Consider the following 22,102-nt stretch of genomic DNA (forward strand, 5'->3'; position numbering starts at 1 on the left):
CTTGTCGGACTCGGAAAGCTTGGAAAGGTCGGGACGCGGGAGCTTGTTTGCCATGCCGCTATGATGAACGAAGCGTCCGGCGTTTACAACATGTATATTTCATCGTCACTCAGGCTGAACAGTTACCTATTTTTTTGCTATACGTACGCGCAATCGACAATACCGGGGGCGGACGCTAAGCAGAAGCTTTTGGACGGCGTGACGAGCGAAATTCTGGAATTTATATATGATGAGAATTTTTGTACTTATTCGGTCTGTTTTCACCGATGTGCAAACGAAACTAGCCAGGTTGATCTGGTCATCGCCTCGCGCATAAGTTCATTGATATGCGAGATATGTCTCGACGCCGCACCATGCACACTTGCATCTATCGCTCCCCCTCCGGAAACTCTGGCCACTCTCGACGCAGGCTTGAGGGAGCGCGTAATTGGCCTCATAAAGTCCGGTTCTCGACCCTTGTTGTTCTTTATGCTGACATCGCTTCTTCGCAAGGCAAAGCATAGAGACGGAAATCTGCTTGCATTAAGAAATGAACTCGAGGAAGGAGCGGGACTGAAAAACTTCGCGGTCGAGGCAAGGGAAGCAAAGCAAGGGTTGCATAAATTGCTGGGCGGGCGAACAAATTCAAATCCTCAGTATCAGCATCTTATGCGGATTATTTCCGAAAATATTCGGATAGAAAAGAAGACTCTCGTGTACAATTTTTATGACTACAAGTTGCCCGCAGTGCTACTGAGTGGGGATGTCGTCTTTGATCTTAATCGGCACTTCCATCCTGACCAGCCTGCCGTGCCGTTTAATCCATTGGAACATGCCAGGTGGATGCAATCATTCCAGAACTGGTTATAGGAAAACAATCGTCTATGAACGCGCAATAGAATGCCCCCCAAACTTGTTTCCGACGGCAAGGGCTTTAACAGCTGAGTTGGTTTGTTCCGATAACAAGGCAGCCCCGGTAATCCGGTGCTGCCTTGTTTGTTGGGGGGCCGGCGAATCAGGCCGTCTTCAGGGACTTTGCGCGACGGCATGCCAAGCCTACGACGCCCAGGCCAAGCGCCATCAGCGCATAGGTCTCGGGTTCGGGAACGGCGCTGACGGCGCCGGGCCCGCCAATGGTCGTGCTGTGCTGGCCATACTCGAAGCCTTCATAGCCGGTAATCACCAGCACGTAGGTGGTGTTGGCGTCCAGGTTGGCCACGAAGCCCGATGTGGTCGTACCAAAAAGATCGTCGTTACCGATCAGGGCGTTCGTCAGCGACGAGCTGGGATCGAAGCTCGGGCTGTAAAGGAACACCAACGAGTCGAAAGCCGCCGTCGTCAGGAACGAGTACACGCCCGCCGCCGAAACCGTGAATCTGAATTGGTTGTAGCTGACATCCGTGCCCTTTGCCGACAAGCCGGACAGGTCCTCGACCGGTCGAATAAAAATGGCGGCGCCAGTCGTGTCGCCGGTGATGGTGTGGATGGAATCAGCCTGGGCGGTCGATGCAAAGGCACAAAAGGCCAGGGCGAGCAGTGTCGATTTCAGAAACATGGTCATTCCTTTTTGATAATTGCTAAGTCATTGGGTGGTAGGGCGAAAGCTCATGCAAGACCGCGGTGCTCGTAAAGAGCGCGGGCCTTGCCGGCACGTTGCTATTTGGTTTGCGCTGGCAGGATGGCAATCCGCCGGCCTCGCCCGTCGACTGAAATGTTCGCCGCCGTGCCGGATACGGTGGGCCGGCCGTTTTGCACGGTGAACGACGAGATTTTCGAACGTCGTTTGCCATCGAACTCGCCATCGACCTGCACCGCCAGATTGCTCGTGCCCGATCCTGGCGTGTAGTTGACAATCAGCGTCATCACCTGGCCGGCGGCGAAAGTACCGCCGATGACGGGGGACCTGGTTCCAATTACGGTCAGGCCATCCACGCCGTGGACCCGGACATTGACCTGCTGCGCAGCCGACTCGAAGGCGATCTTCAGCGTGGCTTGTTGAGTTTGCACCGTTCCGACGATTTCTACGGGCGCATGTGGCTTGGCCTGGACGGCCGCGGCCGTGAATGAGGTGATCAGTCCGACGGCGAGCGCCGCCGCCAGCGTTGAAATTTTCACTTGCATGATGGCATCCTTAGGGAGGCGGGAACGCTTTAGCGGACCGCTTTGGTTTTTCGATTGACAATCGTGGCCTTGCCCGCGATATCACCGCTTGCGATGCGCACCGAGGCGGTGTATTGGCCGCTCGATTTGGTAACGAAGCCTTGGACCGTGAGGACGTACACCTTGTTCGCCTTGGCAACGAACGAGAACTGCTCGGTTCCGGTGTACTCATTGTCGGCACCGGCGATCTTCTTGCCGTCTTCGAGCAGCGCGAGCCCGATGTCGCTGCTCGAGTTCCCGATGACCTGGATCGGACCTGCGGCAGGGCTGGTGAACCTGATGTAGCGGTTCGCTCCAAGCCTGTTGACGTTGTCCACATCGGCCAGGAACGTCAGGGTCTGGCTAGCGCCGTCCACCGTCATCTGCCGGAAGAGCGGGAGATTCGCCGCATTGCCGCCGTTGTTGGTCTCGCCGGTCCCGAACGCGTCTTGAATGGGGTCGATAAGCGACTCTGAGGTCAGGCTGTCGATTGCCGCAATCGTGGAGGCCGAGGTGCCGGGGACTGCTTTCAAGGCGTTGGTGAACGAAAAAATGGAAGTCACAGCCGGGGTACTCTTCTGCCCCCCGGTCATGATGTCGTAGATGGGTCCCAGTCCAAGCGCCACGTTGTCAAACGGCTCATTCGCCGGGTCGAAGAGATCATACAGCACGGATTGCACAGAAGCTTCGGAGAACCAACCCGGCTTCGGATCGTTGGCGTCGTTGGTTTCCATGTCGATGACGAGCGTCGTCCTGACCTGGCCGACTCCTCCGGTATCCTTGTACTTCGCGTCCGGAAAAAGGATCATCGCGCTCAGCGCATTTCCCCACCCTTCGCCAAAGGCAAGCCGTGGATCGACGATGTTGCCAGCGCTGTGACTTCCACCGATGCTGTCCGAGCGAGCCAGCTTGTCTTCAAAGTAATGACCCCATTCATGCACCATCACATGGGCATCGTATTCGTCGGTATCCACATCCGCCTTGCCGAGGATGAAGATGCCGCCCGAGGCACTGCTGTAGTGCGAAGTGTCGATCTGGCCCAACGTCTTATCGCCAGATTCCGGGCGATTTTTGACGCTCCAGTTAATTGGCAGCAAAGGAAATTTCACCAGCGGTCGCACCGCCATGAAAGCGCGTGCCGTCGTGTAGAGCGTGTCGAGGCTGGCAAACGGTGCAGCCGCACGCGCCCCCGTGTAGGACGACCCTCCCCAGCCGCTGCCTGCGTTCAGGTCCTTGACGGTGACCGCCGCGGTCGTCGTAATTGCCGCGGACTCCAGCGTGTACAAGGCGTCGCCGCTGGTGTTGTCCTGAACCCGCAATGGCGGATTGGCCGTCTCGGCGAACGCCCGGACCCTGACCCGCGTTACCAGATCGGGAACCGGGAAGCTGTAGCTACCGTCTTCCCCTGAGGTGGTGGCCGCGAGTTCCCTGTTCGTGCCGCTCTCTTTGCTGTATTCAACCAGCACCACCCGCACGTTGCGAATGGGCTTTTGCACAACCGCGCTGTAGTTAAGCCCGTTCTCCAGCGTCGACGGTACCCGGTCATATGTCAGCTTTCCGTACAACACCTTGCCCTTGGTGTCGGCTTTGGCTTCGTTCACAGCCAAACCTAAAACGCCGAACAAACAGAGTGCCCCGACGCCAACAAGCCGAGCCAGGCGGCTGGTCTCAAGCTGGCGAAGGCCATATCCAAATCTGCCCCGAACATGCATGAAGATCTCTCCTATTGGTCAATCGCCAAAAAACCTTGGCAACCCCTGTTGCCATGGTCACGTTTCGTTGCCGAGGGCGGTACGGGCCTCAGCAAGCTTGGGGCTCATACCGCTGTGCGGCAAATTTGCCTTTACAATATCCCAGTGTTGATAAATGTTTAAATATCTTTTTGACACTTGTCAGCTGCTGACGCCGCCTCTTGCTATACGTTGGCCAAAAACAACAAGCAGCGAATGATGGCTGTCATCTGCCATACCGATACCGCCCATGCGCCTGCTGGACGACATCCACTGGCTGCTTGGCGTCAGCTCCGGCGGCAAGGCCGAATGCCTCAACTTGCTTGTGTTTATGCACATCGTCCACTATGATGGACAAATGGATACATTGGAAGACGATACGAGCACTGCAATTGCCCGCCGGGTCCGCCTTGAGCGCGACGCGCGCGGCTGGTCGCTGGCGGAGCTGGCAAGCAAGTCCGGCGTGGCCAAGGCCACCATCAGCAAGATCGAGCGCGAGGAAACCAGCCCCACGGCGGTGATCCTGGTGCGGCTGGCCGGCGCCTTCGACCTGACCCTGGCCGGCCTGCTGCTGCGCGCCGAAGGCCACGACGATGCCAGCCGCGTCATGCGCGCGGCGCAGCAACCCTTGTGGCGCGACCCCGACAGCGGCTATGTGCGCAGGCAAGTCTACGCGCGTCCCGACCACCCGCTTGAAATCGTGCAGGTCGACATGCCGCCCGGCCAGCGTGTCGTGCTGCCGGCCTCGTCGTACGCGCACATCCGCCAGGCGATCTGGGTCCAGGCCGGTCCATTGAGCGTGAACGAGGGCGGCGAGCAGCATCTGCTGGAAGCCGGCGACTGCCTCGGCTTCGGGCCGCCGTCCGAAGTGACGATTGCCAATGAGGGCACCGACGCTTGCCGCTACCTTGTCGTTCTTTCCCGGAGCTGAACCTATGTCCACTATTGAAATCCGTCCATTGCTGCCCGCGCCCGCACTGATCGACACACTCGCGGCTCTGCTGGTCGAGGTCGTCGCCGATGGCGGCTCGGTCGGCTTCATGCATCCGCTTGACAGTACCCAGGCCCGGGCTTTCTGGACCAGCGCGCTGCAAGCCGCAGCCGGCGGCCAGCGCGTCGTGTTGGGCGCTTTCGACGACGATCGCCTGGTGGCGACGGTCAGCCTGCTGCTCGACTGCCCGCCCAACCAGCCGCACCGCGCGGAGATCGCCAAGATGATGACCTTGACACGCTGCCGTGGACGCGGCATCGCGGCGGCCCTGCTGCTTGCAGCCGAAGCCGCCGCTGTAGAGCGCGGCAAGACCCTGCTGGTGCTCGACACCGCCAGCGATGGCGGCGCGGCCGGGCTCTACGAGAAACACGGCTTCACGCTAAGCGGAGAAATTCCCGACTACGCGCTCAAGCCTCACGGGGGGCTGACGGGAACCTTGTTGTATTGGAAGCGGATCGGCATTGCGCGCGTCTGACAGCATTGTCAACGCCGGCCCCGCAGCTCGACCAGCTTGCGACTTCTACGCCGCGCACGGCGCCCCCACGGCGCTGATGGGAAACAGGCGGTCGTAGGCGATGTTGAACAGGAATCCGTAGACCAGATAGAAAGTAACGATCGCCAGATCCATCAAGAACGCTGCCCACAGGCCGATTTCCAGGTACCAGGCGATCATCGGGATCAGCATGGCGACCAGGCCCGCTTCGAACAGGAAGGTGTGTGCGATCCGGATTGCCATCGTTTTATGCACGCTGCCGCGCAGGCGCAGCATGGCGCGGTCGAATCCCATGTTGAAGACGAAATTCCAGAGCGTGGCGACGGTCGCCGAGGCAATGCCGATCACGCCCATGTGCTCGATCGGCTGGTCGAAGATGAGTGCCGATCCAGGAATGAAGATGGCCAGGGCCACGGCTTCGAAAAGAAGCGCGTGTCTGACACGATCGCGGAATGTGCGCACGTAAATCCTTTGTTTGTTCGTCGTTGCGGATGCTGCCCAGGCGAACGAACGATGTTGTGCCCATTGCAACGATGCGGCGCGACATCGTCCGGATACCCGGTTGACGTTTCGGAAACATGATCGCATACTCGATAAATGGTCACATAGAGGTAAAATCGAGTCATCATGCTTCAAATATGAAACACCTGAACTGGGATGACTTGCGTCTGTTGTCATTGATCGCGCAGGAAGGGACCTTGCGGGGAGCAGCCCGAAAGGCGGGGCTCAGTCCGGCTACGCTGTCGCGCCGGCTTGACGCCCTGGAAGAAGCGGTGGGGCAAAAGCTCGTCGAGCGTTTTCAGGGCGGTTGCATTCCAACCGCCTTCGGGACCGATGTTTTCGCATTGGCCGACCAAATGGGCGAGATCGCACTGGAAGTGGAGCGCACGCGCGATCGCCAGAACGCGCATGCCGCGTCCGGCGTGGTACGGATCAACACCGACGAATGGCTATCGTATTTCTTGACGACGCGGTTCGCGCCATTTCATGAGGCTTATCCCAACGTCGAGGTGGAAATCGTCACCTCGCACCGGCCCTACAGCCTGGCCCGGCGCGAAGCTGACCTTGCGATTCGCCCTTACCGTCCCGAACAGCTCGACCTCGTCACGCGCCATCTGGGCACCTTGTCCTTCGGCCTGTATTGCACCCGGGATGTCGCCACGCGCCATGCGGCTGCCTTTGCAAACCAGGAATGGGCGAGCGTGCCGTTCGTGGGGTTCGACGAGCCGCGCTCGGAGTTCCAGTCCGACCGCTGGCTGCGTGCGCTTCCTGGCGGGCCGGTGCCATGGATGCGATGCAGTTACGGGCTGGGGATTCTCGATGGCGTGGCCCATGGCGCCGGCCTGGGTGTGCTTGCCACCTTTCTCGCCAGCGACCAGCACGATCTGGTCGCCGCGATTCCGCATATTCCCGAGCTGGATCAGGATATCTGGCTGTCGATGCACAGCGGCCTGCGTACCAGCGCGCGCGTGAAAGCGGTGGTCGATTTCATGGGGCAGGTATTCAGCCAATACCGGGAGACGGGCCGTTGATGCCTGAAAGCCTGCCCTGGTGCTCCTGTTTCGGCATGGTGTAAACATAAAAGAAGTCGTCATCGCGCTCCCAGCCTTTCGCCTCGTACAGTGCTTGCGCGTTCGCGTTGGTGCTCGCGGTCGACAGGGCAAGACGGATGGCGCCGACGGTCTTGGCAAAATCGACCGAAGCGGAAATGAGCCGGGATCCCACGCCCTTGCGACGCCCCCGCTCACTGACAAACAAGTCGTTCAGGATGAAAATCCGCCCGAGAGAAACACTCGAAAAACTCGGATACAACTGCGCAAAGCCGACTGGCTCCGATCCCTCATGCGCAATGAACACGACCGATTCGCCGTGATCGAAACGGTCGGACAGAAATTGCCTGGCGGCCGCCAGATCGCTGTCGCGCTCGTAGAACTGGCGGTAGCCATCGAATAGAACTGTCAATGCGTCGAGGTCGGCAAGTACGGCCTGGCGAATCTGAATCGTGCTCATGCGGTTATCATCCATGCAAAGTGTTTGAAGCAGCTTATCCTGCTCAAATTGCAATGTATCATCAAAATTTGAAGAGGGTTGAGTGCATGGATGAAGCGGCCAAGAAGGACATTGTCGCGTTAGGGCGCAAGGCGCACGACCTGACCGAGTCGGCCTACCGCAGCCACACGGCGACGCGCGGCGATTCCGCGTGGGCGGATAAGCAGAGGATCCTGCTTGCCGACATGGCGCTGCACTTGCTGCAAACCTCGCTCAAAGATGGCGACCTGTCGGCCGCTGAACTCAAGCGCAACCTGTATGCCATCCTCACCATTTCCGACCAGTTCATCCCCGATGACGGTCTGAAAGCGATTGCCGAGCGCTTGTACGCCACCTGACGGTAGAATGTCCTTGAGAAAACAATTCTAAAAGGACATTTATGCGCGTTACGTTTGTGTTTCTGTTCGCTGCCATGGTTGGCGCCGCTGCCGTGCATGCCGATCCGCTCGACGACGCCATCATCGCCGAGATGAAACGCGGCCATGTGCCCGGCCTCGGCATCGCCGTGGTCAAGAACGGCAAGATCGTCAAGGAAATGGGATACGGCGAAGCCGATGTCGAAAGCGGCGTGCGGGTGACGCGGCAGACCGTGTTCCAGTCCGGCTCGGTCGGCAAGACCTTCACCGCCGCACTGGTGATGCTGCTGGCAGAAGACGGCAAACTCTCGCTCGACGACCCGATCGCGCGCCATTTGTCGAATACGCCCAAGACGTGGGAAAAGATCACCATCCGCCACTTGCTGACGCACACGTCCGGCCTGGGCGACCCGTACGCCAAACTGGACATGCGCAAGGATTACACCGACGAGGAACTGATCGCCCTCGAAGCGACCATTCCGGTCCTGTCCGAGCCCGGTGAAAAGTGGTCATACAGCAATATGGGCTATCACTTGCTGGGATTCATCTGCAACAAGGCGGGCGGCAAGTTTTACGGCGACCAGCTGCGCGAGCGGATTTTCGCACCGCTGGGCATGGGCACCCGCATCATCAGCGAAAGCGACATCATCCCGCATCGCGCCCGGGGCTACGAACGCGTCGATGGCGTCCTGAAGAACCAGGCATGGGTGGCCCCGCGCCTGAACACCACCGCCGACGGCAGCCTGTACCTGACCGCGCGCGACCTGGCGCTGTGGGACCTGGCACTGTACGACAACAAAATCCTCAACGCGCGCGTGCGCGAAGCGAGCTGGACCCCTGTGACGCTGAACGATGGCAAGACCGCGCCATACGGTTATGGCTGGCAAGTCGATTCGCGCAACGGCCACCGCGTGATCCGTCATGGCGGTTCGTGGCAGGGCTTCAAAGCGGATCTCGCGCGTTTTGTGGACGACAAGCTGACGGTGGTCGTGCTCGCCAATTCGGCAGCCGCGCGGCCGGTCAAGTTTGTCGATATCATCGCCGCGCATTACCAGCCGGCGCTCAAGCGCAAGGTCGCTGCGGCGATCGTCGACACCGAGCCGGTCATGACCGAACGCGTGCGCGCGGCCATGCGGCTGCTGCACTCCGGCGACATGCCCGCAGTGACCGTCAAGGCCAGGGCAGGCTTCACCCCGGCGTTCTTGAAGAACATTGCCTCCGAATCGCGCCAATGGGGGCCGGTGCAGTCAGTCGATCTGCTGGCGCGCGAGATGGACGGCGAGCAGCGGCGTTACCGCTACCGGTTCAATTACGTCGATTACGCCGTGCTGGTCAATGTGGTACTTGACAAGGATGGTGATATCGACGCGTTCAATCTGCGCCTCGATTAGACTGGATTGGCAGGTGAGGACCGCAGCCTTGCATCGGCTACGGTAAACGGTCGTCCAGCCGCCTTGTCCATGCATCCAATCGCGCCTTTCTCCATGCTGCAAGGTATGAATAGCTTTGCATCAAGCATTGGAGTTGCCCGGACCATTCGGTATGATAACGGCATGGACGATAAAAAGAACAGACAGAGCTGGCTCAGCGCCGGCTTGCAGGCACTTGCCGACGATGGCCCGGAAGGCTTGCGCATCATGACGATCGCGCAAAAGATGGGCGTTACCAAAGGCAGTTTTTACTGGCACTTCAAGAACCTGGAAGACTACCAGTCCGCGCTCATGGACGAGTGGGAGCAGGTGCATACCCAGCAGGTGATGGATATTGTGGACCAGCAGGACGCGGACGTCGGCAGCAAGCTGGCCAAGCTGTTCACCGGCGGGCCGCCCCATCTGTTCACTCTGGGCCGGGCGATCCGCGCCTGGTCCATGACCAACGAGCAGGTGCGCGAAGTGCAGGAGCGGGTCGACCGCAAGCGGGTGGAGTATGTCGCCACGCTGCTGACCGATATCGGCTGGCCGGCGGATCAGGCGCCGGTGATTGCACGCTGGAATTACTGCGCCTTCATCGGGCACGCCGCGATTGGCGCGCCGGAAATGAGCGAGGCCGAAATCGGCACCGTGGTGCAGTTGCTGACGCCGCCTGGCAAACGCTAGTTCAGGCTCGGCAGCCGGCTTTCGGTGGGAAGCACTACGCCAGCCACCCCTGGCCAACGGCAATGAGCAGAATGGATACCGCCAGCAAGCCCCACAACGGCGAGCGCGGAAAGGCGATCACACCGGCGCTGGCCGTTACGCAGCCATACAGTCCGATCAGTCCGAGGGTGGCCAGGTCGGCGGCCTCGGAGGCGCGCAGTGCAAGGTGGCCGCACAAGGACAGCGGCGCGCCGAAGGCGATGAACCAGCATGCCAGCCTGCGCTCGTCGTTGCCCCCGCATCGATCGAACACGCCTTCACGGACGATGGCGGCCAGCTGGTGACGGAAACGTGCCACCCCGAACAAGATGTGCAGTATGCCGAGCGCAAACAAGCTGACTGCTGCAATATGGCCCCATGCGTCATTCATCGTTCATTCCTGTCAGATCGTGCGCGTGGCGGGATGCCGCACGTCACCATACCTTATGGTATGGTGCGAATCATGCCAGTCCAGCCCGGTGCGGTCAATACATGAATGACTGAATGAGGTGATTGACATATTGTCTGATGGTGACATAATGTCAGTCATGACGCTCACCGAAAACGAACTGCTCCTGCGCGAAGGCAAGAAAATTGTCGAGGCGCTCGGACGCACCCTGGCGCCGATGGTGGAAGTCGTGCTGCACGACCTGACCCGTCCGGCCTCGTCCATCGTCGCGATCTCGAACAGCCTGTCCGGGCGCGAAGTGGGCGATCCGACCACCGAAATCGGCATGGCGCGCATCACCAATCCCGACTTTCCCGACGTCCTGCAGAACTACGCCAACCAGTTCCCGGACGGGCGCCCCGCGAAAAGCACGTCGATCGGTCTGCGCAACAGCGCCGGCGAGTACGTGGCGGCACTGTGCCTGAACGTGGACGTGTCGATGCTTGCCAGCCTCTCGGCCAGCCTGGCGCAACTGGCCCGGACCGAGTCGGACGCAACCCCCATCCGCGAGTCGCTGGCCGCACCGCGCCTGGACCAACTGCGCGCCGCGCTCGACGGCTTCGCCGCCCGGCTCAACAAGACCCCGCACACGCTCACGCCTGCCCAGCGGCGCGACGCCGTGCATCAGCTGGCGAACGCCGGCCTGATGGACCTGAAAAACGCCCAGGCGGTCGTGGCGGCCATGCTCGGCGTTGCCCGGCCCACCGTGTATTCCTATCTTCGACAGAAAGATCCATCGTCATGATCCAGCTTCCCATTTCCTTCGACGACGTGGCGCGGGCGCACGAGCGCATCGCCGCCGCGGTCCACCGCACCCCGGTGCTGACCTCGACCACCGCCAACGCCCTGAGCGGCGCGCAGATTTTCTTCAAGTGCGAAAACCTGCAACGCACCGGCGCCTTCAAGATTCGCGGTGCCTACAACGCGCTGGCCCAATTTTCGCCGGAGCAGCGCGCCCGCGGCGTGGTGACCTATTCGTCCGGCAACCACGCGCAGGGCATCGCGCTCGCGGCCAAATTGCTGGGCATCAAGGCGGTGATCGTCATGCCGCTCGACGCGCCCGCCATCAAGGTGGCGGCCACGCGCGCTTACGGCGCCGAGGTCGTCACCTACGACCGCTACTCCGAAGACCGCGAAGCGATCGGCAACGCGCTGGCGCTGCAGCGCGGCCTGACCCTGATTCCGCCGTACGACCACGTGCACGTGATGGCCGGGCAGGGCACCGCCGCCAAGGAACTGATCGAAGACGCCGGCCCGCTCGACGTGCTGCTGGTGCCGCTCGGCGGGGGCGGCCTGCTGTCCGGCTGCGCCACGGCCGCCAAGGCGATGAACCCGGATTGCCGCGTGTTCGGCGTGGAGCCCGAAGCGGGCAACGACGGCCAGCGCAGTTTCCGCAGCGGCGAGATCGTCCACATCGCCACGCCCGACACCATCGCCGACGGCGCCCAGACCCAGCACCTGGGCCAGCACACCTTTGCGGTGATCCGCGAGCGGGTCGACGATATCCTGACGGTGACGGACGCCGAACTGGTCGAGGCGATGAGGTTTTTCGCCGGCCACATGAAAATCACCGTGGAGCCGTCCGGCTGCCTGGGTGCGGCCGTGGCGCTCAATCCGCGCATGGATTTCAAGAACAAGCGGGTCGGCGTAATCGTTTCGGGCGGCAATATCGACTTGCAACGCATGGCCATGCTGATCCAGAAGGGGGCTTGAATGGCACTGACTTCCTATCTCGGCGCGCACCCGCGCATTGGCGGGCAAACCTATATCCACGCGTCGGCGCAGGTCATCGGCGACGTCACCCTGGGCGAGGATTCCTCCATCTGGTGCAATGCGGTGGTGCGCGGCGACGTCAATCACATCGTGGTCGGGCGCTGCTCGAATATCCAGGATTTCGTGATGTGCCATGTCTCGCACAAGCATCCCGGCAAGCCGCTCGGTTCGCCGCTGCTGATCGGCGACTACGTCACCATCGGGCATAACGCCATTCTGCACGGCTGCACGATTGAAGATGAATGCCTGATCGGCATGGGCGCGATCGTGATGGACGATGCCCTCATTTCGTCGCGCGTGATGGTCGGCGCGGGCAGCCTGGTACCGCCGGGGAAGGTGCTGGAAAGCGGCTATTTGTATGTCGGCCGCCCGGTGCGCAAGGTGCGCGCCCTGACCGACGCCGAACTGGCCTTCCTCAAATACTCGGCCGAGCATTATGTCCGCGTGAAGAACAATTATCTGAGCGGCGAGTGAACGCCTGGTCCGCACCATGATGACGCTCGATGCCTTGCTAACGAGCGTCAACACGGCATTCGGCTGGCGCTTTTCATCGCTGACGGACTTGATCGAGCATCTTGTGCCGCCGGAACGCTGGCGGCGCCTGGCCGATCCGGAGGGCATGGACGACCGGGAGATCGTCGGCCTGGTCGAGAATGCCGCCTTTGTGCCGGAAATACTGTACGTGGTCACCGATGCCTCGTACGCCGGCCAGCGCGGTGCGTTCGAGGTGCATCGCGACGACTTGCGCGATTTCGCCGCGCGCTATAGGAATCAGAACGCCGCGATGATGTTCGATGGCGACGTGCTTGTCATCGGCATCGCCTCGCAGCGCATCTGGATGCTGCACCACGAAGGCGTGTGGACCTTGTTCGACGGCCATCCCGGCGCGCCGCCGCCCTGATGCGCCAGCCCGGCCCGGACGAAAAAAATGCCGCTCCGAAGAGCGGCATTTTTCAGGAACGATGCAAACCGCTTAGTCGGCGGCGTAGATGTCGTTGTCCTTGGTTTCGCGGACGAACAGGCCACCGATGACCACCGTGATCAGCGCCACGATAATCGGGTACCACAGGCCGTAGTAAATATCGCCCTTGTACGCAACGAGTGCGAACGCGGTGGTTGGCAGCAAGCCGCCGAACCAGCCGTTACCGATATGGTAAGGCAGCGACATCGAGGTGTAGCGGATGCGGGTCGGGAACATCTCGACCAGCATGGCTGCGATCGGGCCGTACACGGCCGTCACGTACAGCACCAGGATGAACAGCAGCAGCACGACCATCGGCTTGTTGATCTGGTCGGTGTTGGCTTTGTCAGGATAGCCGGCCGCCTTGATCGCAGCGCCGATTTCCGCTTTCAGCGCTTTTTCCTTGGCTTTGCTGTCGGCGTCGAAGTTCAGGCCGTCCGGGGTCATGACCGCGTTGAACGACGTGTATTCCTTGTCGCCGATGCGCACCTTGGCAATCGCGCCCACTGGCGCGTCTTCCTTGGTATAGCTGACCGACGACTGGGTCAGCATGCCGGAAGCAATGTCGCACGACGATGGAAACTTCTTGGTGCCGGTCAGGTTGAACTGGAAATGGCACGATTCCGGATCGGCCACGACGACCACTGGCGAACTTTGCAGCGCAGCTTCCAGCGCCGGGTTGGCGTAGTGGGTGATGCCCTTGAAGATCGGGAAGTAGGTGACGGCGGCAATCGCGCAGCCGCCCAGGATGATCCATTTACGGCCGATCTTGTCCGACAGCGTACCGAACACGATAAAGAACGGCGTGGCCAGCAGCAGCGAAATGGCGATCAGGATGTTGGCGACGGCACCGTCGACCTTGAGCGTCTGGGTCAGGAAGAACAGGGCGTAGAACTGGCCGGTGTACCAGACGACGGCCTGGCCCATGGTCAGGCCGACCAGCGCCAGGAAGACGATCTTGGCGTTCTTTGGCTGGAGGAAGGCTTCCGACAGCGGTGCCTTGGAGGTCTTGCCTTCGGCTTTCATCTTGGCGAATGCCGGCGATTCGTTCATCGACAGGCGGATCCAGACCGAGATGCCGAGCAGCAGCACCGAGACCAGGAACGGAATACGCCAGCCCCATGCCGCGAACTCCGGTTCGCCGAGGGCGGTACGGGTGCCCAGGATCACCAGCAGCGACAGGAACAGGCCCATCGTGGCGGTGGTTTGAATCCACGAGGTGAAAAAGCCGCGCTTGCCGTGCGGCGCGTGTTCGGCGACATACGTTGCCGCACCGCCATATTCACCGCCCAGCGCCAGGCCCTGCAGGATGCGCAGCGAGACCAGAATGATTGGCGCGGCAATGCCAATGGTGGCGTAGCTCGGCAACAGGCCGACGAAAAAGGTCGACGCGCCCATCAGCAGGATGGTCACCAGGAAGGTGTACTTGCGGCCGATCATGTCGCCGAGGCGGCCGAACACCAGCGCGCCGAACGGCCGCACGATGAAGCCGGCGGCGAAGGCGAGCAGGGCGAAAATGAAGGTGGTGGTGGGATCGCCGACGAAAAATTGTTTGGCAATGATAGGAGCGAGTGCGCCGTACAGGTAGAAGTCATACCATTCGAATACCGTGCCCAGGGAGGAAGCAAAGATGACCTTGCGCTCTTCCTTGGTCATCCCCGCGTCGGCGGGATTCCCCTTGCGCCCGTCGATCGCGTTGCCAGGTGTAATTGCCATATGTGTCTCCGTGTTTAATATAGTTATTGCTTCATCGGAATAGCCGTATTTATCCAGCTGGATCTGAGTGTGGACTCCCAAACTTACGCGATGCTTGCTTGAAACTTACATGAAACTTACTTTTTCGATATCGGAAACGCAGGTGTTTTGTGTAAATACAATTATGTGTTGGTGGCTATAAATAGAACCGGGAGGCGACGGGAGAACGTGGCGGCATGCAAAATAGCTGATGTTGGGTGGAATTTACGCGTGCGTTGGCGGTGCAACTGCTTGATGGCGCGGATCAGGACGGAAGAGTCGGATGCGGCGGCGCCTACATGATTCCACCAGCCGCCATATCTAAACACCTAGATATGAAAAAGGCGGTACCGGGATATCGATACCGCCCTTTTTGTTTCAGGCCTGAACTTCAGCCCGTGCCTATCAGCAAGTCAGACTAGGACCGGTGGGTACGCCCAAGTTCTGGGTGAAGGTCGTGTAGTAATTCACCCGGGTCTGCATCTGTGCCGGCCCCTGGTACTCGGTGCCGCCCGCGCATTCGCGATTGCCGTTAATGGCATTGATGGTCTGGCCGAAACCGTATCCGCCCACCATCGAGTCATGGGCCGACCTGCCGGCGCGGCCCGGTTGGGTCATCCAGTACCAGAGCGCACTTCTCCAGGCGATGGTGGCATTGGTGGCCAACAGTTCCGGATTGTTCACCAGTTGCTCGCCCAGGCCCATGGCGTTGCCCAGACTGCGGTAGTTCGAGGTCCAGCTGATCTGGATCGGGCCGCGACCGAAGTACTGGTCGGCCACGTTGGTGCTCTTGCAGGTGACGCGTACCCAGTTCACGTCGCAGTACAAGGGCCAGTTGGCGGTGTTGTATTCCCTGACTGCCCTCAGGTTGTCCGACTCGTGCTGCAGGTTGGCGAAGAAGGCGGCCACTTCCTGCTTGTTCAGGGTAGCGTTGCCCGACTTGGCAAAGCTTGGATAGTAAGCTGCTGCAGCGACGAAGTCGGCGTATTGGTAGAACGAACTGCGGCTGGGGAACCATGCTTCGAACTGCGCTTTCGACAGGCCGGCAAAACTACCTGCCGGGTCGGGAGTCGGCGTCGGAGTTGGCGTCGTGCCACAAGTAGTTTGCTGCCAATACCAGGTACTGATGGTCGGATCAGTACCGTCGGAGCCGTTGGTGCCGCTATTGACGACCTTGTAGAAATTGCCGTTGGCCGGGTACTGCACCACGGTGCCCAAGCTGTAGTTCACTCCTGCGCTCCAGTTCTGGGATGAACAGGTCGGTGTCGGGGTGGGTGTCGGCGTCGGGGTAGGTGTCGGGGTAGGTGTCGGCGTCGGCGTCGGTGTCGGTGTCGGCGTAGGAGTCGGCGTGGTGCCGCACGAGCCACTTACCGTCCATGGCTTGCCACTTCCAGCGGCCCCGCTGCTGGTCGATGGATTGTCGCCCTGCGTCCAGTAGGCGGCCGTGTAGTTGATCCCCCCGTAGCTGGCCGATTTGCCGCCATCATAGATGGTGGCGCTGTTCCACGCTGCGTAACAGACGCTCGTTGCCGCCAACATCTTGCTTTGGGATGACTGGGTGCCGGTGGACGTATCGCTGCCGCCGCCGCCGCCGCCGCCGCACGCGGCCAGCGACCCGCCCAGTACGCTGATGATCATGCTGTTGATGATTGTTCTGTTCAATTGAGGCTCCATATCAAATTGTCGGGGCACTTGCGTGCCGGAGATAAACCTGGTCGATCCGTGTGCCGCGCGTCACTCCGTGCCCGCGCGGTGATGGCGGAATCGGTTTACCCGGCAATTCCGATGTTTTATGTGCAAGATCGGTATACCAATATAACACCAATAACCGGATATATGCATGCCAAACTGGAGGAAATTAATACCAAAATGGGCCACTGAGGAAATGAGAGAGACCGTCATGCTTAGCACGTCGAAGGGCACGCCGCTCAGGTCAATGACCGGAACATTGGCGCCCGCTTCGTTATCGCCAAGTAGTCCCTTGAGCGTTCCCTCAAGCGTAGCGGTTTCAGCCGCCGCCCCGAACAGGAAGTCCAGCCGCTCCTGCGCGAGCTTCGATTCGAACCGGGCGGGCGCTGCCGGCCAAGCGCCGTGTCGACGTGCTTGGCCGCCCGGCTGGGGTAGTACAGGAAGCAGATCATCCTGTTCGCGCACGACGGGCCGGAAGCACGCCGCCTTCCTCTTGCCCGGTCCGGCTCGCCCTGCCTTGATTGGCGTTTCATCCGGTTTGCGGGCTGCCTGTGCCACCGATCAGCAACAGAATGCTCGACAGAACAAGGATCGTCACGCCGAGCGCCACCGGCAGCAAGCCGCCCGTCAAAAACGGCGCGACCGCCATCGTGGCCAGCGCGGTCATCCCGAACGCCGCCGTCATGACCACGCCAGCCCCCTTGCCGGGATTGCCCGCGGCCAGCGACAGCGCGCGCGACATCAGCGACGGCCCGCGCAGGCCCAGCCCGCCGCAAAACACGGCCCACGCGGCGATCAGTGCCGCCAGCGAACGCAGGTCGGCAAACGCCTGCGCCAGCATCATGGCCGCCGCCAGCAATTGCAGGCCCGCCCCGATCAGCATGGCGCGCCCGACGCCGTAGCGCCCGACCAGTTTCGCCCCGCCCGTGGCCGCCACCATGAAGGCGCCAACCCCGCACAGCTGCAGCAGCGCAAATCCGCCCACGCCGGTGCCGATCCAGGCCGTGACCAGATGCGGCGCGCTGGCCACGACCATCAGCAGCGCCCCGAACATGGCCGCGTAGCTGAGCGCATGCCGCACGAAACCCGAATTGATCCAGGTTCCGGCCGGGCCCGGCGCCATGGCGGCCTGCGCGCCGCAAGCGCCGGGCCCGACAATGCGCGACACCAGCGGCAGCAAGCCCACGGCAACGGCCGCAATCAGGTAAAACGAGACGCGCCAGTCCAGGTGCAGCACGATGGCCGCGCCCAGCACCGGCCCGATGGCCGGCACGGTCGACTCGACGGTGGCCACCAGCGCCATCGCCGCCACGCTGTCAGCTTCGGAAAAGCGGCGCCGGATCAACGCAGGCACCGCCACGGTCGCCGCGCCGGCGCCCAGGCCCTGGATCAGGCGTCCGATCAGCAAGCCCGGCATATCCGGCGCCAGCCCGCACAGCACGCTGCCGGCGCCCAGCAGGATGGTGCCGGCCATGATCGCGCGCAAGTCGCCGTAACGGTCGGCCAGAACGCCCCATGCGAACTGCGAGAAGGCCAGCGCCAGCATGAAAATCGCCATCGTGCCTTGCCCGGCGCTCATCGTGGCATTGAGCTGCGCCTGCATGCTTGGTAGCGCGGGAAGGTACAGGTCCGATGCCAGCATGCCGACGGCTGTCAGCGCGGCAAGTGGCATGGCGAGACGGCGTTGTTGGCTCATGGCTTACGGAAAGAATTTTCAGAAAGGCAAGATTATCATCATTTCATCCCGGCATATTCAGATGCTTGCCCGCCTCGCGCCGGGTCAGGGCGGACAAGGTGGCGCCCCGGGCCAGAAGAAAAGCGCGCACCGCCTCGGGATCGTGATGGGCATAGTCGCGCAAGCCCCAGCCGATGGCCTTGCGGATGAAAAAGTCCTCCTCATGCGCCAGCTGCCCGGCGTAGCCGAACAGGCGCGCCAGGTCGGTATCGGCGCGCCAGCCAAGTTGATGCAGCATGGCCACGCGGCGCGTCCACAAGTCCGCGTGGCGTACGGCCTCGTCCATGCGCGGCTGGCGCAGCGGGCGGTCCGCGCGTACCACCGTGCCGACGACCACCGCCAGCGCATCGACCGTATCCCACCACGCCGCCTGGCGCGCCAGCGCGAGCAGCGCGCCGATGTGCGCGCCATCGAGTTGCTTGACGTGCGTGGCGAGCAGGTCGATGGCGGCGTACTGGCACTCGCGCTGCGGCGCCCGCCACAGTTCGGCGGCGGCATCGAGCAGCACCCCGGCGTCCGCGCCCTTGAGGCTGCGCACGAGCGGCTTGAGCGCCGCGCGCCGGGCCGGCGTGTGAATGCCGTGGAACGCGAACTGCTCGCGCATGTAGGCGCTCATGCGCGCCGCCCGGGCCGCATCGGCCAACGGGGCGAGGGCCGTTTTCACTTGTTCTGCAATGCTCATGGTCAGCTTTTTCCTGGTCTCGGCAAGGGGCACGATTGCAATGAATAATTTTGCGAACGACCGTACTAAAATGTGCTATTCTCGTAGCGATCAACACAGCGCATTGCGCATACTAATCCAACTCAGGAGACACAAATGATAGATGCCGTCATCGTATCGACCGCCCGCACCGGCCTGGCCAAATCGTGGAAAGGTGCGTTCAACATGACGCACGGCGCCACTCTCGGCGGCCATGTGCTGCAGGCCGCCATTGCCCGCGCCGGTATCGAGCCGGGCGAGGTCGAAGATGTCATCATCGGCTGTGCCAATCCCGAAGGCGCCACGGGCGCCAACATCGCGCGCCAGATCGCCTTGCGCGGCGGCTGCCCGGTGTCCACGGCCGGCATGACGGTCAACCGTTTCTGCTCGTCGGGCCTGCAAACCATTGCGCTCGCGGCGCAGCGCATCATTGCCGGCGAGGGCGATATCTACGCCGCCGGCGGGGTCGAGTCGATTTCTTGCGTGCAGCAGGAAATGAACCAGCACATGCTGGCCGATCCATGGCTCAAGGAACACAAGCCGGAGATCTACTGGCCCATGCTGCAAACGGCCGAAACCGTCGCCAAGCGCTACAACATCGGCCGCGACCGCCAGGATGAATACGGCGTGCAGAGCCAGCAGCGCGCCGCCAATGCCCAGGCGGCCGGCCTGTTCAACGCCGAAATCGTGCCGATGACCACCACCATGGGCGTGGCCGACAAAGCCTCGGGCATGCTGGTCACGCGCGAAGTGACCATCAGCGCGGACGAAGGCATCCGTGCCGACACCACGCTCGAAGCCGTCTCCAAGATCCGCAGCGCGGTACCGGGCGGCGTCATTTCGGCCGGTAACGCCAGCCAGTTTTCGGATGGCGCGTCGGTTGCCATCCTGATGAGCAGCAACGTGGCGCAATCGCGCGGACTGCAGCCGCTCGGCATCTTCCGCGGCTTCGCCGTGGCCGGTTGCGAGCCGGACGAGATGGGGATCGGCCCGGTGTTTGCGATTCCCAAGCTGCTGAAAAAGGCCGGCCTCTCGGTTGCCGACATCGGCCTGTGGGAACTGAACGAAGCGTTCGCGGTCCAGGTACTGTATTGCGCCGACCGCCTCGGCATCCCGATGGACCGCCTGAACGTCAACGGCGGCGCGATTGCCGTCGGCCACCCGTACGGCGTCTCCGGCGCCCGCCTGGTCGGGCACGCCCTCATCGAAGGCAAACGCCGTGGCGTCAAATACGTCGTCGCCACCATGTGCATCGGTGGCGGCCAGGGCGCTGCCGGCCTGTTCGAAGTCGTCTGATCCACGCCGGGGCGCGCGCTCCGGCGCAGCCCCGCATCCAACTCGGGACGCTAATGCAATCCAAGATACTGTCGCGCCGCGACCTCGACTTCCTGCTGTATGAATGGCTGGACGTGGAGGCGCTCACCGCGCGTCCGCGCTTTGCCGACCACAGCCGCGAAACCTTCAACGCGGCCATCGATACCGCCGAACAGATCGCCACCGACCTGTTCGCGCCGCATAACAAAAAGAACGATCAGCACGAGCCGCATTTCGACGGCACCAGCGTGACGATCATTCCCGAAGTAAAAACCGCGCTCGACGCCTTTTCCGCCGCCGGCCTGATGGCAGCGGGGCAAGACTACGAGTTCGACGGCATGCAACTGCCATGCGTGCTCGAAAAATGCGTCAGCGCCTATTTCACGGCGGCCAATGTGGCCACCTCGGCCTACATTTTCCTGACCATAGGCAACGCCAACACCTTGCTGAAAACCGCCACGCCGCAGCAGATCGAGCGTTTCGTGCGGCCTTTGTACGCCGGCAAATTCTTCGGCACCATGTGCCTGTCGGAGCCGCAAGCCGGCTCCAGCCTGTCCGACATCAGCACCCGCGCCGAGCCGGACCCGGTCGAGGGCCCCGACGGCGAGCGCCAGTACCGCCTTGCCGGCAACAAGATGTGGATTTCCGCCGGCGAACATGACCTCGCAGGCAATATCGTTCATCTCGTTCTGGCCAAGATTCCCGGGCCTGACGGCCGCCTGATTCCCGGCGTCAAGGGCATCTCCCTGTTCATCGTGCCCAAGTTCCTGGTGGGCGACGATGGCGAGCCGGGCGAGCGCAACGACGTCGTACTGGCCGGCCTGAACCACAAGATGGGCAACCGCGGCACCACCAACTGCCTGCTCAACTTCGGCGAAGGCCGCTTCAAGCCGCTCGGCAAGGCTGGCGCGGTGGGCTACCTGGTCGGCCAGCCGCACCAGGGCCTGGCCAATATGTTCCACATGATGAACGAAGCGCGCATCGGCGTCGGGCTCGGCGCCGCCGTGCTGGGCGTGACCGGCTACCTGCATGCGCTCGACTACGCGCGCAGCCGGCCGCAAGGGCGCCATCCGGCCGAAAAAGACCCGGTCAAGCCGCAACTGCCCATCATCGAGCACACCGATGTGCGGCGCATGCTGCTGGCCCAGAAAGCTTACGCCGAAGGCGCCATGGCGCTGGTGCTGTATTCGGCCCGCCTGGTCGACGAGCAGCGCACCGCGCCCGACCCGGAAGCACGCGCCCACGCCGGGCGCCTGCTCGACTTCCTCACGCCGATCACCAAGTCGTGGCCGTCGCAATGGTGCGTGGAAGCGAACAGCCTGGCGATCCAGGTGCATGGCGGCTACGGCTACACGCGTGAGTACAACGTCGAACAGTTCTACCGCGACAACCGCCTCAATGCCATCCACGAGGGCACGCACGGCATCCACGGGCTCGACCTGCTCGGACGCAAGGCCTCGATCCAGGATGGCGCGCTGTTCAAGGCCATCGGCGGCGAAATTGCCGCGACGATTGCCAAGGTGCGCGCGGCCGACGTGCCGGTCGACCTGCACGCCAACGCTGACTTGCTCGAAGAAGAATGGCAGCGCGTCGCCAGCGTCACCAAAACGCTGTACGCGGCGGGCGACATGAACAAGACGCTCGCCAACGCCAGCCTGTACCTGGAAGCGGTCGGGCACACCGTGCTCGCCTGGATCTGGCTGGAACAGGCGCTGGTGGCCACCCATGCGCTGGCGGCGTCGCCGTCTGTGGATGACAGCAACTTTTACCATGGCAAGCTGCAAGCGAACCGCTATTTCTTCAACTGGGAACTGCCCAAGGTCCAGCAGCAGCTGGACCTGCTGGCCAGCATCGACACCACCACGCTCGACATGCAGGATGCGTGGTTCTGAGGACC

At 61.9% G+C, this 22,102-nt stretch carries 24 protein-coding genes; 13 read left to right on the forward strand and 11 right to left on the reverse strand.

Translation table 11 applies throughout. The annotated features are described in order from the left end of the window. On the forward strand, positions 1–849 hold an 849-nt coding region (locus F2P45_RS18415), incomplete at its 5' end, for a hypothetical protein (RefSeq protein WP_223164781.1). A 145-nt stretch (positions 850–994) separates the two neighbouring features. Here F2P45_RS18415 and F2P45_RS18420 read toward each other — a convergent pair. From F2P45_RS18420 to F2P45_RS18430, 3 genes are all read right to left on the reverse strand, one after another. Further along, positions 995–1,534 carry an FxDxF family PEP-CTERM protein gene (locus F2P45_RS18420; protein ID WP_187367189.1) on the reverse strand — a complete coding sequence of 180 codons (540 nt, stop codon included), beginning with the start codon at positions 1,532–1,534 and terminating at the stop codon, positions 995–997. A gap of 101 nt (positions 1,535–1,635) precedes the next feature. After that, complete coding sequence (locus tag F2P45_RS18425; RefSeq protein WP_166878237.1) at positions 1,636–2,100, reverse strand: hypothetical protein; 465 nt, start codon at positions 2,098–2,100, stop codon at positions 1,636–1,638. 29 nt (positions 2,101–2,129) lie between these two features. Further along, positions 2,130–3,719, reverse strand: coding sequence for a hypothetical protein (locus F2P45_RS18430; RefSeq protein ID WP_166878239.1), 1,590 nt, complete (start codon positions 3,717–3,719; stop codon positions 2,130–2,132). A gap of 379 nt (positions 3,720–4,098) precedes the next feature. Between F2P45_RS18430 and F2P45_RS18435 the strand changes: the two genes are divergently transcribed. After that, entirely contained in the window at positions 4,099–4,779 is a 681-nt protein-coding gene (locus F2P45_RS18435; protein ID WP_229505155.1) for a helix-turn-helix domain-containing protein, read from the forward strand. 4 nt (positions 4,780–4,783) lie between these two features. After that, positions 4,784–5,314 (forward strand): GNAT family N-acetyltransferase, encoded by a 531-nt coding sequence (locus F2P45_RS18440; protein ID WP_166878241.1) that lies wholly within the window; start codon positions 4,784–4,786, stop codon positions 5,312–5,314. Positions 5,315–5,359: 45 nt separating this feature from the next. On the opposite strand, the gene F2P45_RS18445 is transcribed toward F2P45_RS18440, so the two are convergent. Then, positions 5,360–5,794, reverse strand: a complete 435-nt coding sequence (locus F2P45_RS18445) for a PACE efflux transporter (protein WP_370663275.1) — start codon at positions 5,792–5,794, stop codon at positions 5,360–5,362. Between the two features lie 176 nt (positions 5,795–5,970). On the opposite strand from F2P45_RS18445, the gene F2P45_RS18450 reads away from it, so the two are divergent. After that, a complete protein-coding gene (locus F2P45_RS18450) occupies positions 5,971–6,864 on the forward strand; it encodes a LysR family transcriptional regulator (protein ID WP_166878243.1) in 894 nt (297 codons plus the stop codon). Here F2P45_RS18450 and F2P45_RS18455 read toward each other — a convergent pair. Next, positions 6,836–7,342 (reverse strand): GNAT family N-acetyltransferase, encoded by a 507-nt coding sequence (locus F2P45_RS18455; protein ID WP_166878245.1) that lies wholly within the window; start codon positions 7,340–7,342, stop codon positions 6,836–6,838. The genes F2P45_RS18450 and F2P45_RS18455 overlap by 29 nt on opposite strands. 86 nt (positions 7,343–7,428) lie before the next feature. Here F2P45_RS18455 and F2P45_RS18460 point away from each other — a divergent pair, with 86 nt between their 5' ends. The 3 genes from F2P45_RS18460 to F2P45_RS18470 all read left to right on the forward strand — a co-directional run bounded on the left by F2P45_RS18460 (position 7,429) and on the right by F2P45_RS18470 (position 9,833). Beyond that, positions 7,429–7,719: a hypothetical protein gene (locus tag F2P45_RS18460; protein WP_166878247.1), complete on the forward strand. Its 291-nt coding sequence runs from the start codon at positions 7,429–7,431 to the stop codon at positions 7,717–7,719. A gap of 41 nt (positions 7,720–7,760) precedes the next feature. Continuing rightward, complete coding sequence (locus F2P45_RS18465) at positions 7,761–9,128, forward strand: serine hydrolase domain-containing protein (protein ID WP_166878250.1); 1,368 nt, start codon at positions 7,761–7,763, stop codon at positions 9,126–9,128. Positions 9,129–9,290: 162 nt separating this feature from the next. Further along, positions 9,291–9,833: a TetR/AcrR family transcriptional regulator gene (locus tag F2P45_RS18470; protein WP_166878253.1), complete on the forward strand. Its 543-nt coding sequence runs from the start codon at positions 9,291–9,293 to the stop codon at positions 9,831–9,833. A gap of 34 nt (positions 9,834–9,867) precedes the next feature. Here the strand turns inward: F2P45_RS18470 and F2P45_RS18475 are convergent, their stop codons facing one another. Beyond that, the gene (locus tag F2P45_RS18475; protein WP_166878256.1) at positions 9,868–10,242 is read right to left on the reverse strand and encodes a DUF6463 family protein; all 375 of its coding nucleotides are present in this window, start codon (positions 10,240–10,242) and stop codon (positions 9,868–9,870) included. Positions 10,243–10,399: 157 nt separating this feature from the next. On the opposite strand from F2P45_RS18475, the gene F2P45_RS18480 reads away from it, so the two are divergent. Genes F2P45_RS18480 through F2P45_RS18495 form a run of 4 tightly spaced genes read left to right on the forward strand, consistent with a single transcriptional unit; the run spans position 10,400 to position 12,973 of the window. After that, positions 10,400–11,044, forward strand: coding sequence for a helix-turn-helix transcriptional regulator (locus F2P45_RS18480; protein ID WP_166878259.1), 645 nt, complete (start codon positions 10,400–10,402; stop codon positions 11,042–11,044). Then, positions 11,041–12,012: a threo-3-hydroxy-L-aspartate ammonia-lyase gene (locus F2P45_RS18485; protein WP_166878263.1), complete on the forward strand. Its 972-nt coding sequence runs from the start codon at positions 11,041–11,043 to the stop codon at positions 12,010–12,012. Before F2P45_RS18480 ends, F2P45_RS18485 begins: the two co-directional genes overlap by 4 nt. After that, complete coding sequence (locus F2P45_RS18490; protein WP_166878266.1) at positions 12,013–12,546, forward strand: gamma carbonic anhydrase family protein; 534 nt, start codon at positions 12,013–12,015, stop codon at positions 12,544–12,546. It begins immediately after the preceding gene. A gap of 16 nt (positions 12,547–12,562) precedes the next feature. Continuing rightward, complete coding sequence (locus tag F2P45_RS18495; RefSeq protein ID WP_166878269.1) at positions 12,563–12,973, forward strand: hypothetical protein; 411 nt, start codon at positions 12,563–12,565, stop codon at positions 12,971–12,973. A 72-nt stretch (positions 12,974–13,045) separates the two neighbouring features. On the opposite strand, the gene F2P45_RS18500 is transcribed toward F2P45_RS18495, so the two are convergent. The 5 genes from F2P45_RS18500 to F2P45_RS18520 form a co-directional block, all read right to left on the reverse strand. Beyond that, a complete protein-coding gene (locus F2P45_RS18500; RefSeq protein WP_166878272.1) occupies positions 13,046–14,749 on the reverse strand; it encodes an MFS transporter in 1,704 nt (567 codons plus the stop codon). Positions 14,750–15,172: 423 nt separating this feature from the next. Beyond that, positions 15,173–16,429 carry a glycoside hydrolase family 19 protein gene (locus F2P45_RS18505; RefSeq protein ID WP_166878275.1) on the reverse strand — a complete coding sequence of 419 codons (1,257 nt, stop codon included), beginning with the start codon at positions 16,427–16,429 and terminating at the stop codon, positions 15,173–15,175. A 72-nt stretch (positions 16,430–16,501) separates the two neighbouring features. Further along, positions 16,502–16,921, reverse strand: coding sequence for a hypothetical protein (locus tag F2P45_RS35465; protein ID WP_187367190.1), 420 nt, complete (start codon positions 16,919–16,921; stop codon positions 16,502–16,504). A gap of 64 nt (positions 16,922–16,985) precedes the next feature. After that, on the reverse strand, positions 16,986–18,152 hold the full coding sequence (locus F2P45_RS18515) for an MFS transporter (RefSeq protein WP_166878278.1): 1,167 nt from the start codon (positions 18,150–18,152) through the stop codon (positions 16,986–16,988). Between the two features lie 43 nt (positions 18,153–18,195). Beyond that, the gene (locus F2P45_RS18520) at positions 18,196–18,873 is read right to left on the reverse strand and encodes a DNA alkylation repair protein (protein ID WP_166878281.1); all 678 of its coding nucleotides are present in this window, start codon (positions 18,871–18,873) and stop codon (positions 18,196–18,198) included. A gap of 135 nt (positions 18,874–19,008) precedes the next feature. Between F2P45_RS18520 and F2P45_RS18525 the strand changes: the two genes are divergently transcribed. Together F2P45_RS18525 and F2P45_RS18530 are read left to right on the forward strand one after the other, a co-directional pair. Beyond that, positions 19,009–20,187 carry an acetyl-CoA C-acyltransferase gene (locus F2P45_RS18525; protein ID WP_166878284.1) on the forward strand — a complete coding sequence of 393 codons (1,179 nt, stop codon included), beginning with the start codon at positions 19,009–19,011 and terminating at the stop codon, positions 20,185–20,187. A 53-nt stretch (positions 20,188–20,240) separates the two neighbouring features. Next, positions 20,241–22,097, forward strand: a complete 1,857-nt coding sequence (locus F2P45_RS18530; protein WP_166878287.1) for an acyl-CoA dehydrogenase — start codon at positions 20,241–20,243, stop codon at positions 22,095–22,097. Positions 22,098–22,102 lie beyond the last annotated feature (5 nt).

Source organism: Massilia mucilaginosa (genome assembly GCF_011682145.1).
In the GTDB taxonomy this organism is placed as follows: domain Bacteria; phylum Pseudomonadota; class Gammaproteobacteria; order Burkholderiales; family Burkholderiaceae_D; genus Telluria_A; species Telluria_A mucilaginosa.

Coding starts and splice junctions, on each gene's coding strand:
- F2P45_RS18490 (WP_166878266.1), top strand. CDS start 12,013: ATGGCACTGACTTCCTATCTCGGCGCGCACCCGCGCATTGGCGGGCAA.
- F2P45_RS18435 (WP_229505155.1), top strand. CDS start 4,099: ATGCGCCTGCTGGACGACATCCACTGGCTGCTTGGCGTCAGCTCCGGC.
- F2P45_RS18485 (WP_166878263.1), top strand. CDS start 11,041: ATGATCCAGCTTCCCATTTCCTTCGACGACGTGGCGCGGGCGCACGAG.
- F2P45_RS18425 (WP_166878237.1), bottom strand. CDS start 2,100: ATGCAAGTGAAAATTTCAACGCTGGCGGCGGCGCTCGCCGTCGGACTG.
- F2P45_RS18475 (WP_166878256.1), bottom strand. CDS start 10,242: ATGAATGACGCATGGGGCCATATTGCAGCAGTCAGCTTGTTTGCGCTC.
- F2P45_RS18455 (WP_166878245.1), bottom strand. CDS start 7,342: ATGAGCACGATTCAGATTCGCCAGGCCGTACTTGCCGACCTCGACGCA.
- F2P45_RS18460 (WP_166878247.1), top strand. CDS start 7,429: ATGGATGAAGCGGCCAAGAAGGACATTGTCGCGTTAGGGCGCAAGGCG.
- F2P45_RS18450 (WP_166878243.1), top strand. CDS start 5,971: ATGAAACACCTGAACTGGGATGACTTGCGTCTGTTGTCATTGATCGCG.
- F2P45_RS18470 (WP_166878253.1), top strand. CDS start 9,291: ATGGACGATAAAAAGAACAGACAGAGCTGGCTCAGCGCCGGCTTGCAG.
- F2P45_RS18440 (WP_166878241.1), top strand. CDS start 4,784: ATGTCCACTATTGAAATCCGTCCATTGCTGCCCGCGCCCGCACTGATC.
- F2P45_RS18495 (WP_166878269.1), top strand. CDS start 12,563: ATGATGACGCTCGATGCCTTGCTAACGAGCGTCAACACGGCATTCGGC.
- F2P45_RS18525 (WP_166878284.1), top strand. CDS start 19,009: ATGATAGATGCCGTCATCGTATCGACCGCCCGCACCGGCCTGGCCAAA.
- F2P45_RS18480 (WP_166878259.1), top strand. CDS start 10,400: ATGACGCTCACCGAAAACGAACTGCTCCTGCGCGAAGGCAAGAAAATT.
- F2P45_RS18520 (WP_166878281.1), bottom strand. CDS start 18,873: ATGAGCATTGCAGAACAAGTGAAAACGGCCCTCGCCCCGTTGGCCGAT.
- F2P45_RS18420 (WP_187367189.1), bottom strand. CDS start 1,534: ATGTTTCTGAAATCGACACTGCTCGCCCTGGCCTTTTGTGCCTTTGCA.
- F2P45_RS18465 (WP_166878250.1), top strand. CDS start 7,761: ATGCGCGTTACGTTTGTGTTTCTGTTCGCTGCCATGGTTGGCGCCGCT.
- F2P45_RS18515 (WP_166878278.1), bottom strand. CDS start 18,152: ATGAGCCAACAACGCCGTCTCGCCATGCCACTTGCCGCGCTGACAGCC.
- F2P45_RS18500 (WP_166878272.1), bottom strand. CDS start 14,749: ATGGCAATTACACCTGGCAACGCGATCGACGGGCGCAAGGGGAATCCC.
- F2P45_RS18530 (WP_166878287.1), top strand. CDS start 20,241: ATGCAATCCAAGATACTGTCGCGCCGCGACCTCGACTTCCTGCTGTAT.